Origin of the sequence: Marinobacter persicus, from assembly GCF_900114155.1 — a bacterium.
GTDB lineage: Bacteria > Pseudomonadota > Gammaproteobacteria > Pseudomonadales > Oleiphilaceae > Marinobacter > Marinobacter persicus.
In genome coordinates, this window is record NZ_FOSC01000004.1 from 259,405 (window position 1) to 277,354 (window position 17,950).

The 17,950-nt window shown below is 58.0% G+C and carries 17 protein-coding genes; 13 read left to right on the forward strand and 4 right to left on the reverse strand.

The features are described 5' to 3' along the window. Positions 1-1,273 precede the first annotated feature (1,273 nt). From BMZ63_RS06220 to BMZ63_RS06275, 12 genes are all read left to right on the forward strand, one after another. Positions 1,274-1,720: a MarR family transcriptional regulator gene (locus BMZ63_RS06220; RefSeq protein ID WP_091703120.1), complete on the forward strand. Its 447-nt coding sequence runs from the start codon at positions 1,274-1,276 to the stop codon at positions 1,718-1,720. Between the two features lie 268 nt (positions 1,721-1,988). Continuing rightward, positions 1,989-2,987, forward strand: a complete 999-nt coding sequence (locus BMZ63_RS06225) for a lipid A deacylase LpxR family protein (RefSeq protein ID WP_091703123.1) — start codon at positions 1,989-1,991, stop codon at positions 2,985-2,987. Positions 2,988-3,043: 56 nt separating this feature from the next. Then, on the forward strand, positions 3,044-4,297 hold the full coding sequence (locus tag BMZ63_RS06230; RefSeq protein ID WP_031211604.1) for an efflux RND transporter periplasmic adaptor subunit: 1,254 nt from the start codon (positions 3,044-3,046) through the stop codon (positions 4,295-4,297). Continuing rightward, positions 4,294-7,461, forward strand: a complete 3,168-nt coding sequence (locus BMZ63_RS06235; RefSeq protein ID WP_091703125.1) for an efflux RND transporter permease subunit — start codon at positions 4,294-4,296, stop codon at positions 7,459-7,461. Before BMZ63_RS06230 ends, BMZ63_RS06235 begins: the two co-directional genes overlap by 4 nt. Then, positions 7,451-8,884, forward strand: a complete 1,434-nt coding sequence (locus tag BMZ63_RS06240; RefSeq protein ID WP_091703128.1) for an efflux transporter outer membrane subunit — start codon at positions 7,451-7,453, stop codon at positions 8,882-8,884. The genes BMZ63_RS06235 and BMZ63_RS06240 overlap by 11 nt, the downstream gene beginning before the upstream one ends. Then, the gene (locus tag BMZ63_RS06245) at positions 8,868-9,335 is read left to right on the forward strand and encodes a GbsR/MarR family transcriptional regulator (RefSeq protein WP_091703130.1); all 468 of its coding nucleotides are present in this window, start codon (positions 8,868-8,870) and stop codon (positions 9,333-9,335) included. The genes BMZ63_RS06240 and BMZ63_RS06245 overlap by 17 nt, the downstream gene beginning before the upstream one ends. 228 nt (positions 9,336-9,563) lie before the next feature. Next, on the forward strand, positions 9,564-10,184 hold the full coding sequence (locus tag BMZ63_RS06250) for a glutathione S-transferase family protein (protein ID WP_091703133.1): 621 nt from the start codon (positions 9,564-9,566) through the stop codon (positions 10,182-10,184). A 63-nt stretch (positions 10,185-10,247) separates the two neighbouring features. Beyond that, positions 10,248-10,916, forward strand: a complete 669-nt coding sequence (locus BMZ63_RS06255; protein ID WP_091703135.1) for a cupin domain-containing protein — start codon at positions 10,248-10,250, stop codon at positions 10,914-10,916. A gap of 43 nt (positions 10,917-10,959) precedes the next feature. Next, a complete protein-coding gene (locus BMZ63_RS06260; protein ID WP_091703140.1) occupies positions 10,960-11,526 on the forward strand; it encodes a TetR/AcrR family transcriptional regulator in 567 nt (188 codons plus the stop codon). Positions 11,527-11,670: 144 nt separating this feature from the next. Next, positions 11,671-12,477: a dienelactone hydrolase family protein gene (locus BMZ63_RS06265; protein WP_023011702.1), complete on the forward strand. Its 807-nt coding sequence runs from the start codon at positions 11,671-11,673 to the stop codon at positions 12,475-12,477. A gap of 84 nt (positions 12,478-12,561) precedes the next feature. Beyond that, entirely contained in the window at positions 12,562-13,647 is a 1,086-nt protein-coding gene (locus BMZ63_RS06270) for an aldo/keto reductase (RefSeq protein ID WP_091703143.1), read from the forward strand. 77 nt (positions 13,648-13,724) lie between these two features. After that, positions 13,725-14,492 (forward strand): MipA/OmpV family protein, encoded by a 768-nt coding sequence (locus BMZ63_RS06275; RefSeq protein WP_023011700.1) that lies wholly within the window; start codon positions 13,725-13,727, stop codon positions 14,490-14,492. Positions 14,493-14,665: 173 nt separating this feature from the next. Here BMZ63_RS06275 and BMZ63_RS06280 read toward each other — a convergent pair whose 3' ends face one another. The 3 genes from BMZ63_RS06280 to BMZ63_RS06290 are packed head-to-tail and all read right to left on the reverse strand — an operon-like array spanning position 14,666 to position 16,531. Further along, on the reverse strand, positions 14,666-15,568 hold the full coding sequence (locus tag BMZ63_RS06280) for an alpha/beta fold hydrolase (RefSeq protein WP_091703146.1): 903 nt from the start codon (positions 15,566-15,568) through the stop codon (positions 14,666-14,668). Then, entirely contained in the window at positions 15,558-16,049 is a 492-nt protein-coding gene (locus tag BMZ63_RS06285; RefSeq protein ID WP_091703150.1) for a PaaI family thioesterase, read from the reverse strand. Before BMZ63_RS06285 ends, BMZ63_RS06280 begins: the two co-directional genes overlap by 11 nt. Next, complete coding sequence (locus tag BMZ63_RS06290) at positions 16,046-16,531, reverse strand: PaaI family thioesterase (RefSeq protein WP_091703211.1); 486 nt, start codon at positions 16,529-16,531, stop codon at positions 16,046-16,048. The genes BMZ63_RS06285 and BMZ63_RS06290 overlap by 4 nt, the downstream gene beginning before the upstream one ends. 260 nt (positions 16,532-16,791) lie before the next feature. Between BMZ63_RS06290 and BMZ63_RS06295 the strand changes: the two genes are divergently transcribed. After that, positions 16,792-17,406: a TetR/AcrR family transcriptional regulator gene (locus tag BMZ63_RS06295; protein ID WP_091703153.1), complete on the forward strand. Its 615-nt coding sequence runs from the start codon at positions 16,792-16,794 to the stop codon at positions 17,404-17,406. A gap of 107 nt (positions 17,407-17,513) precedes the next feature. Here the strand turns inward: BMZ63_RS06295 and BMZ63_RS06300 are convergent, their stop codons facing one another. Further along, positions 17,514-17,909, reverse strand: coding sequence for an ectoine synthase (locus BMZ63_RS06300; RefSeq protein ID WP_091703156.1), 396 nt, complete (start codon positions 17,907-17,909; stop codon positions 17,514-17,516). Between the last annotated feature and the right edge of the window lie 41 nt (positions 17,910-17,950).

The following is a 17,950-nucleotide window of genomic DNA, read 5'->3' on the forward strand; positions in this document are numbered from 1 at the left end:
CGTGAAGGCGGCATCTTGGCCGGGAACAGCTGGGCCTCCAGCCGTGCTTCGTCCGTGCCTTCCGGCAACGGCCAAGTGATGCCCTGAGCGGTGGCCAGGCTGACGTACTTGCCGACCACGCCCTTGGAGAGTCCGCAGGCACGGGCAATGCGCTCATGGCTCAGGCCCGCTTCGTACTTGAGGCGCAAGACCTCGATGATCTGTCGCATGGAAATCCTCGCTGCCGGCATCCGCCCTTCCTCGTGATGAAAAAGGAAGGGGTATGCCGGATAAAGTTGAAGAATTCCAGCGTGTTGGCAATGATTCCGGAGGAACGTGACCGGGGATTCCGGCATCGTGACCAGCGATTCCGGAAAAACGTCCAAAATCGGTCACGATAAAACGGAATGAGCGGTCACGATCACCCGGAACAGGCGGTCACGTTCAAACGGAATGGGTGGTCACGATGGGCCGGAATATGCACTAGGGCCGCGTTGAAGTTCAGCTGTTGGGCTTGTGAGCGTGCTTTTTTCAGCCAAGCAGCTTCGTGGGGTAGTAGATGATTGATTCTCATCCAGCTCACAATCGAGACTCCAGCGATCACACCGAACGAAGGGTGCCACGCTATCGCAATGGGGCTGATCATCGCAGGCCAACTAATCCAGGCGTAACGGTGGTGCCGGAGGTAGCGCTGAGAGATTGTTAATAAGTCCAAAACTTCACCATGTTGTCAGACTTCGAGTGCATAGCTTAGCGTCATTGATGCCGCCTGGTGCACAGTGGCCGGCAGTGGATCCTGCGATTTGGCCGACACTGCCCAGGCTTTGCGGTTTACCGCGATCTTTATCGGGGCCTTGCTTCCGCCGGATAGGCCAACCCAATAACGGACAAAAACGGAGGATGTTTCCCGGAGCCATGAACTGGGCTGACCTACTATTGTCTGAATCTTTCTGGCTGGTCATTTATTGATCGATATCGAGCCATCAGTCGCTTCCGCTCTTTGCATCCTAACCTCACAATCAGAGCCTCACCAGGTTCTCGCCCCTTATTGGCGCAGAGGGTGACCTGACGGATGTATTGGCGAGCGGAGTCACTGATTCAGGATCAAAACATGGTCAAATCTTGGTCGATTGGCAAGTCCCCGATATTTTATACACCTGACGGCTACGCCCCAGCACAGCTTTTTAAGTTGCAGGTCGATTTGGCGCAAACCTGGTTAGTGCGTAACGCAGACTTGCCTCAATGATTAGCTTACGATTTACTGTTACTGAGTCAGCAATATCAGGACAGTGATATGGACCCGCAAATCCCTCGAGATCAGTTTCCTTTTACCAGTGCCCGGGTAGCAAGGCGCTGGCGCAAGTTATTGGATGAGCGCATGAAAGATCTGCGGGTTACCCAGGCTCGCTGGTTCACCATGGTCTGCCTGCAGCGTGGTGGTGGAGGATTGACTCAGCGTGAGTTAGCCCATTTGATGACCATCGAAAGTCCGACATTGGTCCGTCTGCTTGACAGCCTTGAGGAGCAGGGTCTGATTGAACGACGGCCCTGTAAGCATGATCGGCGCGCCAGGCTGCTGTATCTTACCAATGCCGGTGAACGTTTTATGGGCGAACTGAATGAGCGGGCGGATCTATTGCGAGAGGAGATGCTGAAAGGCATCGAAGACAAGGATCTGGAAGTCGCTCTGCGTGTGTTTGAGCGGGTTATGGAAAATTCCGCCAACCCCAAATATTACTGAACCCGAGACATTTTTCAGACGCGAGCGACAAGATTAGGATTGGAGCGTTCCGCAAATTTCGCCGGCACAGGACGGCTCCATCACGGCTGGCGGTCCGTCGTTATGTGTGTTACGTTCAGTCCATGCTGAACGAAATGAACAAGTTTTGCAGCAGCCTTCCTATCATTGTTGGCGGAACACCGAATCAACTGGCACGGGAAAGTGGGGCAGCATCCGGGAGTATGGTCTATTGCAACCGGTTCAACCCGCCTTGGCAGAGGGCGCTTTAATGAAATCTCGACGTTGCAGAAAGCGTTATCGGAATTGGTTCTCAGGTCTGTTGCTGGGTTCTCTTGTGACATCAGCTTCCGCTGAAGGCCTGCTGTCCCTGAAAGTGGAAAACGATGCGTTTTCCGCCGGCGGCGATGGTCAATATACCAACGGCGTAGAGGTGATCTGGGCCTTTGAGCCCGCCGATCAACACTGGACCCGTCGTCTTGCGGATATTATTCCGGGCTGGTCTGGCAGTAGTCTTGCCGGCGCAACATACCGGCTGGGGCAACAGATGTATACGCCGGAAGACATAGAGGTTGAAACCCTTATTGAAGATGACCGTCCCTATGCCGGCCTTTTGTTTGGCGGGATTTCGCTACTGAGCGAAAGGGAGCACGGTGGTTTGCGTTTGGCAGACAGCCTGCATATCGACGTGGGCATCGTAGGACCGGCTTCCGGAGCTGAAGTAGTCCAACGAAATTTCCACGAACTGATTGCGGCAGACAAACCGAGGGGCTGGGACAACCAGCTTGACAACGAGCCAGTCATTAATTTTGGTTACGAACGTGCCTGGCTAGTTCAACAGGATCTCGCTGAGCTGACTGTTGAATATGGGCCGTCTGCCGGGTTCGCGCTCGGCAACCTGTATACCTACGCTTCCGGCGGCCTGGGGTTTCGTTTGGGGGAGGGGCTTGATCGTAGTTTCGGCATTCCGTCAGTCGCCCCCTCGCAAGGCGGGCAATCCTCTTTTCGGCGGGATCGGGGCTTTAGCTGGTACGTCTTCGCTGCCGCTGAAGGGCGCTATGTGGCACACAACCTGCTGCTCGACGGCAACAGTTTCGAGGACAGCCACTCCGTTGATAGTCGCGAGTGGGTTGGCGATGCCCAGGTGGGTGCGGCATTGACCTGGGATCGCTGGCAGATCGCTTACACCTACCTGTGGCGCAGCGAAGAATTCGAGGAAAAGGACGGTGTCGATCAGTTTGGATCGATCGTTCTGTCTACCTGGTTATAAATGAAGGCATGGATCGAACGGTTTTTGAGTCTTTGGCCCATTCAGAGGTTAGTGATATGCAGACAGAGAAGAGTTTGATGGCGCGTCTCCTTGGTGCCCGCATGCTGCCAATGTGGTTGGCGGTTCTTTTGCTGGCTGGTTGTGACAATTCCTCCGGTCAGGCAAAGGCTGAACGGTCAGCGCCGCCGCCTCCGGAAGTCGGGGTTGTTGAAATGCAGCCTCAGCGTGTGAACCTTTCAATGGAACTGCCGGGCAGGACCGCCGCTTACCGTATCTCGGAAGTGAGGCCGCAAGTCACGGGCATTTTGCAGGAGCGCTTGTTTGAACAAGGCGCCCAGGTCGAAGCAGGTGAGGTTCTCTACCAGATTGATCCCAAGCGGTACCGTGCTGCCCATCAGCGGGCCCAGGCAGAACTGGAGCGCGCACAGGCCGAATTGCGACAGGCGCAGCGGGAGTGGGCACGTACGTCAGACTTGTTTGAGAAGAACGCGGTCAGCAAGCGTCAACGTGATGAAGCGCTATCGGCCTTGGAGGCAGCCCGGGCGGATGTCTCCCGATCCCAGGCGATGGTCGAAACGGCGGGTATCGATCTGGCGTATACCGAGGTCAAGGCTCCCATCGCCGGGCGCATTGGCCCGACACTGTACACGGAGGGTGCGCTGGTAACCGCCAATCAGCCCCAGGTCCTGGCGCGCGTGGTTCAGCTTGATCCCATGTATGTCGATATTCAGCTACCGGTCGAAAAACTGGCTCGAATTCGGTCGTCTCTGAAGGAGGGCGCGGCTTCTAAGGCCGGCCCAAATGAAGCCGAGACTGTTTTGTTGCGCGAAGACGGTACCCCCTATCCGCATAAGGGACGCGTTGACGTTACGGATGTAACCGTCAACCAAAGCACCAGTTCTGTCACGGTGAGAGCCGTTTTCCCCAATCCGGACGAAGACCTTCTGCCTGGAATGTACGTGCGCGTTCGTCTGAGTGAGGGAGTTCGGGAGAACGTCATTCTGGCGCCGCAGCAGGGCGTGAGCCGTAACCCGCAAGGAGAGGCCACCGCGTTGCTGGTCAACCCGGAGGGTGAAGTTGTCGCCCGCCAGTTAGAGGCAGAGCGGGCCATTGGCGCATTCTGGCTGGTGGAGAAGGGGTTGGAACCGGGAGATCGTCTCATCGTCTCCGGTCTGCAGAAGGTTCGGCCAGGAGCCAAGGTGAAGCCGGTTGCCGCAGATATTCCATTACATCCCACCCAAAACCAGCAAGCCAGTGGCACGAATAATCCGAAGAAGAACGCCTCCAAAGAGGAGGGCCCCGCGCAATGATTAATTTCTTTATTTCCAGGCCCGTTTTTTCCTGGGTTCTGGCCATTGTCGCCATGCTGGCAGGCATCATGGCGATCTTCGTTTTGCCGGTTCAGAGGTATCCGTCGGTGGCGCCGCCGGCGGTGGAGATTCAGGCAGATTACCCTGGCGCCTCGGCGGACACCGTGTCCAATACGGTGGTTCAGGTGATTGAGCAAGAGATGACCGGTCTCGACAATCTGCTTTATATGGGTTCTACAGCGGATTCCTCCGGCCATGCTACGGTTACTCTCACCTTTGCGGCGGGCACCGATCCGGACATTGCCCAGGTCCAGGTGCAGAACAAGCTCAAACTGGCGGAACCGCGGCTCCCGGAGGTGGTGCGTCAGCAGGGGATCAGCGTCGAGAAATCCAGTACCAGCTTTCTGATGGTAATGGCATTCGTCTCTACCGACGGTCGCCTCAGCAAACTGGATCTCGCTGACTTCATCAGCTCCGAGTTAGCGGAACCCATCGGACGGGTAACCGGCGTCGGCAGCGTGCAGGTTTTCGGCTCTGAATATGCGATGCGGATTTGGCTGGACCCCTCGGCGTTGACCAATTACGGCCTGACCGTCGCCGACGTAAGCGCCGCCATCGAGGCGCAAAACGCCCAGGTCACCGCCGGCCAGCTCGGCGGGCTGCCCGCAGTTGAGGGCCAGCAGCTCAATGCCACGGTCACCGCCCAGACCTTGCTCACCTCAACCGAAGAATTCCGCAACATCCTGCTTAAGAGTATGCCCGACGGGTCCCGCGTGCGCCTGGGTGATGTTGCCCGCGTGGAGCTGGGTGGTGGTGCAGTCCAGATTGACACTTTCTACGATGGCGAGCCGGCTGCCGGCCTTGGCATCAATCTGGCGCCGGGTGCCAACTCTCTGGCAGTCACAGAGGCTGTTAAAGCGCGGGTTCAGGAGCTCGAGCCCTATTTTCCCGAAGGAGTGGAGATTCGGTATCCCTACCAGACGGCGCCCTTCGTAGAGGCCTCCATTGACGCAGTGGTGCAGACCATCATCGAAGCGATCGCACTGGTGGTGTTGGTGATGCTGCTGTTTCTGCAGAGCTGGCGAGCCACCCTGGTGCCGGCGATCGCGATTCCGGTCGTACTGCTCGGCACCTTTGCGATCATGGCGGCTTTCGGTTTTTCCATCAACATGCTCACTCTCTTCGGCCTCGTATTGGCGATCGGCCTTCTGGTGGATGATGCCATCGTGGTGGTTGAGAACGTCGAGCGTGTGATGCATGAGGATGGCCTGAGCCCGATGGAGGCGACGCGCAAGTCCATGGGGCAGATTGCCAGCGCGCTGATTGGCATCGGTGTGGTGCTGTCTGCTGTGTTTATCCCCATGGCCTTCTTCCCAGGCTCCACAGGGGCAATCTATCGGCAATTTTCCCTGAGTATTGCTGGTGCCATGGTCCTTTCGGTGCTGGTGGCTCTGATTCTCAGCCCCATGCTGTGCGGTCGGATACTCAAGCCCACACATGAAAGAACCCTGTTGCAAAAACTGTTCGGCTGGTTTGAAGCCGGCCTGGCGCGAATAACCCGGGGGTATGTCCGGCTGGTTGACCATACGGCGCGCCACGCATGGATTTACACCTTTGCGTTCTTCGGGATCGTCGGACTGGTCGCGGTTCTCTTTTTGCGGTTGCCCGGAGGGTTCCTGCCGGCGGAGGACCAGGGCTTTGTTGTGGTTCAGTACCAGCTGCCTCCCGGTGCAACGCAGCAGCGCACAATCGATACCATTGAGGTTATCGAAGATTACTTTATGGAGCAGGATGAGGTACAGGGCCTCTTCACAATCGCTGGTTTCAGTTTCGCTGGCCGGGCGCAGAACGCGGGATTGGCGTTCGTCAATCTCAAGCCATGGAGTGAGCGTGATCCTGAGACACAAAGCGCCGGCGCCATCATTCAGCGGGCGAACCAGGCGCTTGCCGGGCTGGTCCGTGATGGGCGGGCTTTTGCTTTCAATTTGCCACCGATACCGGAATTGGGCCAGGCCCTGGGTTTTGAGTTGCGTTTGCAGGACCGGGGGGCTATTGGGCATGAAGCGCTCATGGCAGCGCAAGGTCAGTTGCTGCAGTTGGCGGCCGAAAGCCCCGTTCTGACGAGTGTGCGTCCCAACGGTTTGGCGGACAATCCCCGCTACAAAGTCGACATCGATCATGAAAAGGCGCAAGCCCTTGGCATAGAGCTTTCCGAGATCAGTCGGCTTCTGTCGGTGACCTGGGGCTCACAATACGTTAACGACTTTCTCCATGAGGGGCGGGTCAAGCGAGTCTATGTTCAGGGTGATGCCCCTTTCCGGATGCTGCCAGAGGATTTCGAGGCCTGGTATCTGCGAGCCGCTGATGGAGAGATGACTCCGTTGAGTGAAGTGACGAACGGACGCTGGGAGTATGGCTCACCGCGCCTTGAGCGTTTCAATGGTGTTCCGTCCCGCCAGATTCAGGGTGAGCCGGCGCCAGGCTACAGTACCGGTGAGGCCATGGCAGAGGTTGAGCGTTTGATCGCGCAACTCCCGGACGGTGTGGCCGGCGCCTGGAGCGGCCTGTCCTATCAGGAGCGTCAGGCCGGTGCCCAGGCACCCCTGCTTTATGCGTTGTCGGTACTGGTGGTGTTTCTGGCACTCGCGGCGCTCTATGAAAGCTGGACCATTCCCATTTCTGTCATGTTGGCGGTGCCATTGGGCGTGCTCGGAGCGGTGCTTGCAGCCATGGTGCGCGGCCTGCCTAATGACGTCTTCTTCCAGGTCGGCATTCTGACTACCGTTGGTGTGACTGCGCGCAACGCTATACTTCTGGTGGAGTTCGCCCGAGCACTCGAGGATCAGGGAATGAAGCTGATTGAGGCAACCAAGGAAGCGGCGCGAGTGCGCTTGCGGCCGATTCTGATGACATCGGTCGCTTTCAGCATGGGTGTGCTGCCGCTCGCTTTTGCCAGCGGGGCCGGTGCAACCACGCGTATTGCGATAGGTACGGCGGTTCTCGGCGGCATGATTTCGGCAACGATACTGGCGACGTTCTTTATTCCACTGTTCTATGTGGTCGTTCGCCGTATCACGGATTTTCTGAGTGGCACCAGAGACCAGGACGGCTCGGCATCGGCCGCTCCCGAACGTGCAGACGGAGGTGTGGCTGATGACCGTTAAGGTATTGCTGACCACTTTGATGGTGTTGTCACTTGGTGGCTGCTCACTCGCGCCGACTGTTAAGAAGCCCGAGCCGTCGATGCCGGAAAACTGGACGTCCGCACGACTTTCTGCGGACGAGAAACTCCCTCTGGACTGGTGGCGTGGCTATGGCGATCCGGCACTTGTCACGCTTGTTGAGGAGGCGCTTGATGCCAACAACGATCTGCAGCTCGCCGCTGCCCGGGTTGCCGAAGCAAGGGCGCTCCTTACCGGACAGCAGGCAGAACGATACCCACTTCTGGAGGTGGAGGGCTCCGCGGTGCGCCAGGGCCCGAGTGAGGAGTCCGTCAACAGTACTGGTGGTCAACCCTTCAATGATATCCAGGTTGGCGGTGTTCTATCGTACGAGCTGGATCTCTGGGGGCGGCTAGCCAATGCCAGCGAAGCGGCCCGGGCACGGCTGCTGGCCAGCGCCGCGAATCGCGAGGCCGTAAGACTGGCCGTGATTGGTGAGGTGGCCAATGGTTACTTCAATTTGCGAGCCCTTGACCGTCAGATTGAGATCGCGGAACGCACCGTATCGTCCCGCCGCGAATCGGTTGCTTTGCAACGATCCCTGTTTGAAGGAGGCGAGATTAATGAATTGGCCCTGCGGCAGGCCGAATCCGAGCTTGCCGCTGCAGAATCGGAGCTTCCGAGGCTTCGCCAGCAGCACACCCTTCAGCGAAACGCCTTGGCAGTGCTTCTGGGACGAGAGCCACGACAGATTGTACGGAGTGATATTGCCGTAGCGGATACCATCGGTGATATTGATGTTCCAGCCAGCATTCCTGCCGGCCGGCCGGCGGATCTGATGGTCCGGCGACCCGACATTGCCGCAGCCGAACAGGCGTTGATTGCGGCCAACGCCGAAATCGGTGTTGCCCGGGCGGCGTTCCTGCCCAGGATTTCGTTTGAGGGGCTGCTGGGCCTGCGAAGTGCGTCCGGGGGTGACTTGTTCCAGGATTCGGCATCCACGTGGCAGTTGGGCGGCTCGCTGGTCGGCCCGTTGCTGGACTTCGGGCGTTCCGAGGCACTGGTCAATCGGGCGGAGGCGCGTCAACGCCAGGCTCTGATTGCCTATCGTCAGGCCATTCAGGTAGCGTTTCGGGAGGTGCTCGACGCCATGGCCGGGGTGCGTGGTGCCGAAGAGCGCCTGGAAGCGCAGGCCCGGCAGGTAGCAGCACTGCGGAGCACCACTAAACTTGCGCGGTTGCGCTTTGAGGGTGGCGCCTCCAGTTATCTGGAGGTACTGGATGCTGAGCGGAGCCTGTTTACAACCGAACTTGATCTCGTGGAAACGCGGCGCGATCAATTGCAGTCGACGGTTAATTTGTATCGCGCGTTGGGAGGGGGTTGGCAGAGTTCATCGCAATCTTCAGATTATGAAACCACTGACTGAATCAGACAGACGGTTTATTGAACGCCTCGGTCTTCAGGCTCAATCCGAAGGCTTTTCCCGGATTGCCGGCCAAATTTGGGCGACACTTATCGTGTCGGATGAGCCGGTCAGCTCATCGCAGCTTGTGGATACGTTGCGTGTCAGTAAGGCGAGCGTCAGTACGAATACGTGCTTTCTCGAAAGACTTGGTATTGTTGAACGCCGAAGCATTCCGGGTGAGCGCCAGGATTTTTTCGCCATTCGTCCGCATCCTTACGCTGCCTTGGTGGAAGGGCAGATGAAACGGCTCGAGGCCAGAAAGGAGGTGATCGCCGAAGCCAAGGCAACCATTACCAATGAACAAACGCTTGCCAAGCTGGCTGATCTGGATCAGTTCTACACCCTGTATTATGAGAGCTCCAAAGACCTTCTAAAGCAGCTGAGATGTCAAATCCGCGATCATAAAACATAATAAACGCAAAGGAGTTGGCTCGGGTTTTATCCGGGCCTGAAGGAAACGCGGGCTATGTCAGAGCAACCCTGGCTGGTGTTACTGCGAGGAGGCCTGGACCGTCCTTGCTGTTTGGGATGTCTTGTCAGCGCCTCAAAGCAAAGCAGAATAAACAAATTGCCTCTTGCGCACCTACCTACTAACAGGTAGATTGGTTGGCGTATGCTTAATGACCAACAGAGGTAAGCAATGAAAATTTACGACACTGAAGGCTTTCCCAATCCGCTCCGCGTTCGCATCGCCCTGGCAGAAAAAGGCGCAACGAATAAGGTGGAATTCGTCCCGGTCGATGTCATGGGTGGGGAGCACCGTTCCGATGCGTTCAAGACGAAAAACCCCGATGCCACAGTGCCCATGCTGGAACTTGACGACGGCACCTGCATCGCTCAGTGCAATGCCATCACCGAATATATCGACGGCGTTTTTGATGGTCCGTCCCTTATGGGTACAACCCCAGCGGAGCGTGCCCGTATCGCAATGATGAATCTGCGGGCAGAAAACGGTCTGATGAACGCCGTGGGTGCCTATTTTCACCACGCGACCCCGGGGCTCGGTCCGGATCTGGAAACCTGGCAATGCGCTGAGTGGGGCAATAAACAGAAAGAAGTGGCCAGCGCAACCATGGCCTACCTTGACAGTGTTCTGGCGGACAACGAGTTTCTTGCAGGTGACAGCTTCTCGGTCGCAGACATCACCGCCTTTGCCGGCCTGGGGTTTGCGGATTTCGCCAAGGTCGACATTCCCGAGTCCCTGACCAATCTCCAGGCCTGGCGCGCAAGAGTCGCAGCCCGTCCTTCAATCGCCGGATGACCCGAAACCTTCGGGTTTAATGCAAGCGCTGAAACCATGAAGCGCACAAAAGGGAGGAATAACATGGAGATTAATGCAGATTTCTCCGAACCGGTGGTTATGCATTCCGACCAGATTGAATGGCAGCCCTCGCCCATGAAAGGGGTGGAGCGGCGCATGCTGGACCGGATCGGGGACGAAGTTGCCCGCGCCACCACCATCGTGCGTTATGCGCCGGGCAGTCATTTCTCGGCGCATACCCATACCGGTGGAGAAGAATTCATCGTACTCGACGGTGTGTTCCAGGACGAGCACGGTGATTTCCCTGCCGGCAGTTATGTGCGCAACCCCCCGACCACCTCACATATTCCGGGCTCTGACACAGGCTGCACGATATTTGTGAAACTGTGGCAGTTCGACCTGGCCGATCGCACCCAGTTCAGCAAGAATATGGAGGCCGGGCTGGGCGCCCCGGTAGGCGGCGTTGCCACCGCAAAGCTGCATGAGGACGATCGTGAGATCGTGACCTACAGCCAGCTCGATGCGGGGGCGACACTGACCTCTGAGGCGCCCGGCGGAATCGAGCTGCTGGTAATCGAAGGTTCGGTGACCGGGAATGGCGAGGTGCTGGCCAGGCATGACTGGCTGCGCCTCCCTGAAGGACACCGGTTGTCCCTGACGGCCGGGGACGACGGCGCCAAGATCTGGATGAAAACGGGGCACCTGCGATTTGCCGGGGCGCCGAGGGTATAAGCCCGGCAATAGCGGGATTGCAAAGGCAGACAGGTGGATAACCATGAACCGTGATACCAGAACAGCCCTGATGGACCTTGCCGAGCACACCGTTCGGTCACGGGGCTTTGACGGGTTCAGCTATGCGGATCTGGCTGAGGCCATCGGCATTCGAAAGGCCTCGATCCATTACCATTTCCCCACCAAGGCGAAGCTCTCCGAAGCCTTGATCGAGCGCTATCAGACCAGTCTGCAGCAGGGTCTGACCGAGATAGACGCAGCCCATGCCAGCGCCGGCGCGCGCCTCAAGGCACTCATTGCCCTGTACCGCGGAGCGTTGCATGATGGCCAGACCGTGTGTCTGTGTGTTGCCTTTTCGACCTGCCGCGAAAGCCTGTCCGACACCGTCATCGCCAGAGTCGGCGCCGTTCGTGCAATGGTTCTGCAGTGGATTACGGCAACCTTTGAACTGGGACACAGGGATGGGACCGTCTCGGCCATCGGTGATCCGAGTGATGAAGCACCGGCCACCCTGGCGATGCTGGAAGGCGCTCACCTCGCCGCGCGCACCAAAGAAGACCTCGCCGTGTTTGATGCCGCAACGCGACTGCTGCGCGCCCGCTGCCAGTAACGACGGGACAGGAATCGCGCTTTGAGCGAGCGATTACATTCGTGTTCGCTCACCCGGCGACATTTCCTGTGAGCTTTGGTCGATGTCTACCCGTACATAATCGCTACGCAAATTGACTCATAACGAGCGAAAAGGAGCAAACAGATGATGAGCACCCTGAAAACAGCACTGGCAGCAGCCACGCTGTCACTCACTGTTGCAAGTACGCAGGTACTGGCAGAAACGCAAACCAGAACCATTGAGTATCAAGTCGGCAACGAGACCTTCACCGGCTACATGGCCTGGGATGATGAATTCGGGCAGAAGCGCCCGGGGGTTCTGGTTGTTCATGAATGGTGGGGGCACAATGAATTCGCGCGAAATCAGGCAGAACGGCTTGCTTCCGCCGGCTATACAGCGTTTGCACTGGATATGTATGGCTCTGGCAAACAAGCCGACCACCCTGATACTGCCCAGCAATTCATGCAGGAAGCCACCAAGGACATGGACCAGGTCAAGGCGCGCTTCATGAAGTCGATGGACATCCTGAAGAACCACGAAAGTGTTGACGCGTCCCGAATTGCAGCACAAGGTTACTGCTTTGGCGGTGCCGTTGTTCTCAACATGGCGCGCATGGGCGCTGATCTGGACGGCGTTGTCAGCTTCCACGGTGCGCTCGGCAGCCCTCTCCAGGCTGAGCCCGGGTCCGTAAAAGCCAGGATCCAGGTTTACACAGGCGGTGCCGACAAACTGGTCCCCTCGGATCAGGTGGCGAGCCTGGTCAAAGAGATGCAGGATGCCGAAGTCGATCTGACACTGGTGAGCTTCCCCGGAGTGCTGCACTCATTTACCAACCCGGGTGCTGACAAGATCGCCGAGGAGTTCGGCATGCCGGTGGGTTATGACGAAGAGGCTGCCGCCCGCTCCTGGGAGGGCGCTATGCGTTTCTATAAGGCCATCTTCGCCGAGTAACACAAGCGAATGCAAACAAACCGAAACCGGCAGTATTTACAGTGAATTCTGGAACACCAACCGAAAAACATGAGGAGGTGCAACATGGCAACTGAGAGTTTACCGCGGTTCAATGATGACAATCGTCCAGGCTACAAGTCGCTGGGCAACTCGGGTCTGTTCGTCTCCGAGCTGTGCCTGGGCACCATGACCTTCGGCGGCGATGAGGACATCTGGGGGCTGATCGGCCAGTTGCAGCAGGAACAGGCCGACGAACTGGTGAAGATCGCTCTGGAGGCGGGAATCAACTTTATCGATACCGCCAACATCTATGGTTTCGGCGCCAGTGAGCGCATTGTTGGCCAGTCCTTGAAGAACCTCGGCGTTCGCCGGGAAGATGTCGTGCTGGCCACCAAGGTGCTCGGCCCGATGGGCGAGGGCCCCAATGCCCGTGGTGCTTCCCGCGGCCACATCATGAGCGAATGCAAGGCGAGCCTGGGGCGCCTGCAAACGGATTATATCGACCTGTACCAGATCCACGGGTTTGACCCGGCTACGCCGATCGAGGAAACCCTGGAGGCACTGAACACCCTGGTGCAACAAGGCCATGTGCGTTATGTGGGTCTGTCCAACTGGGCCGCCTGGCAGGTGATGAAAGCCATCGGCATCAGCCAGGCCCGCAACCTGTGCCCGATCATATCCCTGCAGGCCCACTATACCCTCGTGGGTCGCGACCTGGAGCGGGATATTATTCCGATGCTGGAATCTGAAAACGTCGGGCTGATGGTGTGGAGCCCCCTGGCAGGCGGTTATCTGTCCGGTAAATACGAGGGGCCGGACGTGTCCGAGGAAAACCGGCGTGCCAAGTTTGACTTTCCGCCCGTCGACCGTGAGCGGGGCAGCAAAGTCATCAAGGTGATGCGGGAGATTGCCGACGGAAAGCAGATGGACGGCGAGCCGGTTACCGTGGCACAGATCGCCCTGGCGTGGCTGTTGCACCAAAACGTCGTGAGCAGCATTATCGTTGGCGCCAAGCGGCCGGAGCAGCTGAAAGCCAATATCCAGGCAGCGCAGATCCGGTTGTCTGGCGAAGAACTTAATGCGCTCGACGAGGTGAGCCGTATACCGGAGGAGTACCCAGGCTGGATGATGAAAATGATGGCCGGGTACCGAGACTCTACCGAGTCCTGATTCCGAAACCAACCCAATCGTCACAGCGTGCTGCGCCCCGGCGGCGCAGCGAAGCTATTCAACTGGAGAATCCGTTTATGTTGTCGAAACCAGAACGTCGGTGGCTACTGGCCGCTTCCACGACTCTGTTGGTCGTTTCAACCCCGAGCCTGGCAAACACGCAGTGGGATGCCAGCCTGGGAGCCGGTGTGCTCTATGCTCCGGACTACCTTGGCAGCGACGATTATGAAACCAGGGTCTGGCCGACGATCAATGTGAGCTATGGTGACCGTTTCTACTTTAACATTCGCGATGGTCTTGGCTGGAACCTGATTCGCCACGGCAACTGGAAGCTGTCGCCCTTTATTGGATACACTCCGGGGCGCGATAATGATGAGGATCTCGAACGCCTGGACAAGATTGATGGCGGCGCGATCGCCGGCTTGCGCGTTGCTTACACTCACGACGCATGGTCGTACAGCGCAGCTGTCCAGTCTCCCTTCACCGGCGATGTCGATGGCTATCAGGTGGTGCTTAAGGCGCGATGGCGGAACCAGCTCAGCGATCAATGGTCTGCCTCCCTGGGTCCAAACCTGACCTATAGCAGTGATGACTGGACGGACGATATGTTTGGTATTTCCGATACGGAAAGTGCCCGCTCCGGCTTGGCCTCCTATAGCCCTGATGGCTATGCCCGGTATGGCCTGACAGGCAGTTTAACCTATTCGTTGTCTGCGCAATGGTCGGTCACCGCGACCGCTGGGGTGTCACAATTAACCGGCGATGCAGAGGATAGCCCGATTGTCAGTGATATCGGGGAGGCTACCCAAGCCTACACCGGTGTTTTTATGAGTTACCGATTCTGACTGTCTCCGGGTCCTTATCCTGCCCTGTCATGGTCGCCACCAGATCAAGGTCGCGCCTGGCCAGTGCTGTGTTGCAGGGGGCGGCTGAACCCGATTGCGTGAGCAGCAAGATAAAGGGTGTCAAGCGCACAGCACATGCAGGTGTCCCGATCGGCAAAATCCAGGTGTGGTTATCAGTTCCCGCGCCATCCAGACAAAGCAAGCTGCAGGATGGCATCGCGAACGGTGTTGTTCTGCTCCATGGGCAGAAAATGGGTTGTACCTGCAACCACCCTCACGTCAGCCGAAGGCAGCAGGGTCTGCAGGCGTTTTTGCGCCGCCGGCGAGAAGGTTGACCCGTGTTCCGCAGCCAACGCGATAACCGGGCACCGCAACTGACGAATACCCGGCCACGGGTTGTGTTCGGTATGGGCAAACGTCGTACTTTCCCACTCTGGGCTACACGCCAATTGAACTTGGTCACCCTGCGGCACGAAGGCGTGCTGGACGTAGGCTTCCAGCCATGCTTCGGGCCAGGTTTTGAAACCACCGCGGCCACGATAGTTGTCCAGCGCAGCAGCGTGCGAGTCGAATACCCTGCGCCGACGTGCCGCTCCGGCGGCCAGTGACAACCGATGTGACTGACGCAGCAGCTTGGCCCCCCACAACTTAAGGCCCTGCACCGGATCCATGATCACCGGTTCCGCCAGAATCAGACCCAGCACTTTGTCAGGCCGCCGGGCAGCGGCCATGATGCTGGTGGTGGCACCGATGGAATGGCCGGCAAGCCAGACCGGCTCGTCCTGGCTATCCAGCAGAGCCGTCATATCGCGATAGTAGGTTTCCCAGCCCCGGAATGTCGAAACGTTCGCCGCACCGGCGCTGGCCCCATGCCCCCGCATGTCCCAGGCCAGGACATTGACGTCCGTGGCAAGCTCGTCAAGGAGAGGGCGATACAGGCGGCCATGGAAACCCGTGGCATGTGCCCAGTGCAGCGTGGGGCGCGCTTTGGATTGCGGCCAGCGCCACAGTGCGATATCGGCGCCATCCGTCGCCCGGAATTCGTCGCGTTCAGGTGTGTTGTGCTTAATGCCCATGACGGTCTTCTTGTTGGGCGGCCATTGTCGGGAGCAATAACTGAACCTGACCCGTGGCGATCGGTTTGTTCTCATCGCCTTGCCAGCAGGTCACCTGGACCAGGCTGGTCCGCCTGCCTTGCCGGACAATGTCGGCCCTGGCGAACGTCGATCGGGCCTTAGCGGAGCGGAGGTAATTGATGTGGCTGTCGAGAATGCGCGGGCAACGTGTCTCCGTATCCTGGCTTTGCGCAGCCACCCGCGCGGTGAGTTCGATCAGGGCCCCAAGCACCCCGCCATGGAGGGCAGGTAGCATGAAGTTGCCAATCAGTGCTTCACGACACGGCAAATGAACCAATACACCTGCATCACCGCGCTGAACCTCAAGCCCGAGGTGCCGTGCGTAGGGAATGCGCTCCAGCAGAGCCTGCCAGTCAGGACATTCTTTCCCACTTTCCCCAGCGCCTGAGATGTGTTGTGCCGAATCGCCAATCGTGCTCATGCGCTCTCCCTCTCTCGTCCACCTGCGTGGAATTGCTGGCCCTGGGTGTTACGCATGAAAGTGGCGTTTGCCGTCGCCAGCAACTCACGATTGCCCTCGCTAAGGATGTCACAATGAATAAACGCGACCTCGTCCGTTAAATGTCGGCAGGTAGCCACCGCTAACAGGGCCTGGTCGCCGCCGGCAGGGCGCAGATAATCCATGCGCAGATCCAGCGTGGCAATGGGCATCAACTCAAGGGCCCCCGCGAATACCGCCAGGCCTCCGGCGGAGTCTGCCAGCGAGTAAAGTACGCTGGTGCAGATTTCTTTCGTATCCTCCTGGGAGAACATCCATGACTGTGGCGTCAGACGCATACAGACCTGGCCCTGTTCTACCGAGACAACCTGCATACCCAGCTCCCTGCCGTGGGGAACCTGCTCGGTGAACTGCCACGCCGTCGCCACAGCGTTACTGTGCTGAGCTCTGTTCGGCTTGGTCATCAGATCTGCCCAGCCTGGCATGCCTTTCGTACCGGGGCGGAGGTGATGGGAAACCACTGATTTTCATCGATCATTGCCATGTCATTGTCTTCCGAATAGTATTGTTGCTGGATTTTGGTTGGGTAACCAACCAAAAGTCAAGGCTATGTTTGCGGACCAATGGCACGCCGCCTGGGTCATGGCGTACGATCAGTGCAGCAAGTCTGGTGGCGACCGCTCTGATGAATAATAAATGGGCTTGCTGAGGAGATACTTAAGCGATGGTTAACAGACAGATTACTTCCGCAGGCAAACCGGGCGACCAGGGCGACGTTTTGTTTAATGCAGCCCGGCTTTTTCGGGAGAAAGGGTTTGAAAGGACGTCGCTCAAAGAGATTGCCGAGGCCTGCAATATGCTGCCTGGAAGTCTGTATTATCGTTACAACAGCAAGGAAGCGCTGCTTGTCGAGCTGATGCGTCGGGGAGTCGACCTGGTGACCGCAGAGGTCGAGTCGGCTTACGCCAGCTCGGACGACCCGGTTGAGCGTTTGCGTCTTTGTATCAACGCACATCTGCGAGCCCTGTTGTTAGATTCGGATGCGGTTTACGTGCTGTTGTTTGAATGGCGGGCGCTGGGCCCGGAGGCTCGCGAGGAAATCATCGAACTGCGTGACCAGTACGAGTCCCTGTGGGCCGGTATCCTCGAAACAATGATTGCGCAGGGCGTGGTCCGGAAGAATGTTGACGGCCGTTTGCTTCGCTTGATCGGCCTTGGGGCGCTCAACTGGGTTGCAACCTGGTTCGACCCGAACGGGGCACAGTCACTCGACGCCATTGGCGATTTGATCTGGCAGATCGCTATGGACGGTGTGATCAATAAAGGTGTCCAGGCATAATCGGGATTTTCCGGCATGGACGTACCAGCCAAAGCAACAGCGCTACCGCCAGCAGTCGCGCTGGCGGTGTGCCAGCGGTCAGATCAGCCGCCCTCTATCAGGGCGGATCAGTTATCGCTGCTGTCCGGCAGGTAGGCGCCGTCCTCGTCATGAACTTCCTGGCCGGTCACCGGCGGGTTGAAGGCGCAGATCAGGCGCATGTCCTCGGTGCCACCGTACAGGGTGTGCTTGTCGTGGTTGTCCAGGGCGTAGAGGGTACCGTCGGTAATCTCGTGAACTTCACCCGTGGCGAGGTCCTTGATGCGCCCGTTACCGGCAACGCAGTAAACGGCTTCCAGGTGGTGCTTGTACCAGAAAGTGTGCTCGGAGCCTGCCTTGATGATGGTTTCGTGGAAGGAAAATCCCATTCCGTCCTTCTTGAGCAGCAGGCGGCGGCTGGTCCACTGCTTGTCGCTGACTTCACGCTCGGTACCAATGATGTCCTGAACTTTAACGATTTTCATGGGCGTATCTCATGGTTGGTTGGTCAGAATCGGGTGAAACA

Bases quoted from the DNA above. Each gene is read 5' to 3' on its own strand.
- BMZ63_RS06285 (WP_091703150.1), bottom strand. From the start codon at position 16,049: ATGAGCACGATTGGCGATTCGGCACAACACATCTCAGGCGCTGGGGAA.
- BMZ63_RS06270 (WP_091703143.1), top strand. From the start codon at position 12,562: ATGGCAACTGAGAGTTTACCGCGGTTCAATGATGACAATCGTCCAGGC.
- BMZ63_RS06225 (WP_091703123.1), top strand. From the start codon at position 1,989: ATGAAATCTCGACGTTGCAGAAAGCGTTATCGGAATTGGTTCTCAGGT.
- BMZ63_RS06240 (WP_091703128.1), top strand. From the start codon at position 7,451: ATGACCGTTAAGGTATTGCTGACCACTTTGATGGTGTTGTCACTTGGT.
- BMZ63_RS06295 (WP_091703153.1), top strand. From the start codon at position 16,792: ATGGTTAACAGACAGATTACTTCCGCAGGCAAACCGGGCGACCAGGGC.
- BMZ63_RS06235 (WP_091703125.1), top strand. From the start codon at position 4,294: ATGATTAATTTCTTTATTTCCAGGCCCGTTTTTTCCTGGGTTCTGGCC.
- BMZ63_RS06250 (WP_091703133.1), top strand. From the start codon at position 9,564: ATGAAAATTTACGACACTGAAGGCTTTCCCAATCCGCTCCGCGTTCGC.
- BMZ63_RS06220 (WP_091703120.1), top strand. From the start codon at position 1,274: ATGGACCCGCAAATCCCTCGAGATCAGTTTCCTTTTACCAGTGCCCGG.
- BMZ63_RS06255 (WP_091703135.1), top strand. From the start codon at position 10,248: ATGGAGATTAATGCAGATTTCTCCGAACCGGTGGTTATGCATTCCGAC.
- BMZ63_RS06300 (WP_091703156.1), bottom strand. From the start codon at position 17,909: ATGAAAATCGTTAAAGTTCAGGACATCATTGGTACCGAGCGTGAAGTC.
- BMZ63_RS06230 (WP_031211604.1), top strand. From the start codon at position 3,044: ATGCAGACAGAGAAGAGTTTGATGGCGCGTCTCCTTGGTGCCCGCATG.
- BMZ63_RS06290 (WP_091703211.1), bottom strand. From the start codon at position 16,531: ATGACCAAGCCGAACAGAGCTCAGCACAGTAACGCTGTGGCGACGGCG.
- BMZ63_RS06265 (WP_023011702.1), top strand. From the start codon at position 11,671: ATGATGAGCACCCTGAAAACAGCACTGGCAGCAGCCACGCTGTCACTC.
- BMZ63_RS06275 (WP_023011700.1), top strand. From the start codon at position 13,725: ATGTTGTCGAAACCAGAACGTCGGTGGCTACTGGCCGCTTCCACGACT.
- BMZ63_RS06280 (WP_091703146.1), bottom strand. From the start codon at position 15,568: ATGGGCATTAAGCACAACACACCTGAACGCGACGAATTCCGGGCGACG.
- BMZ63_RS06245 (WP_091703130.1), top strand. From the start codon at position 8,868: ATGAAACCACTGACTGAATCAGACAGACGGTTTATTGAACGCCTCGGT.
- BMZ63_RS06260 (WP_091703140.1), top strand. From the start codon at position 10,960: ATGAACCGTGATACCAGAACAGCCCTGATGGACCTTGCCGAGCACACC.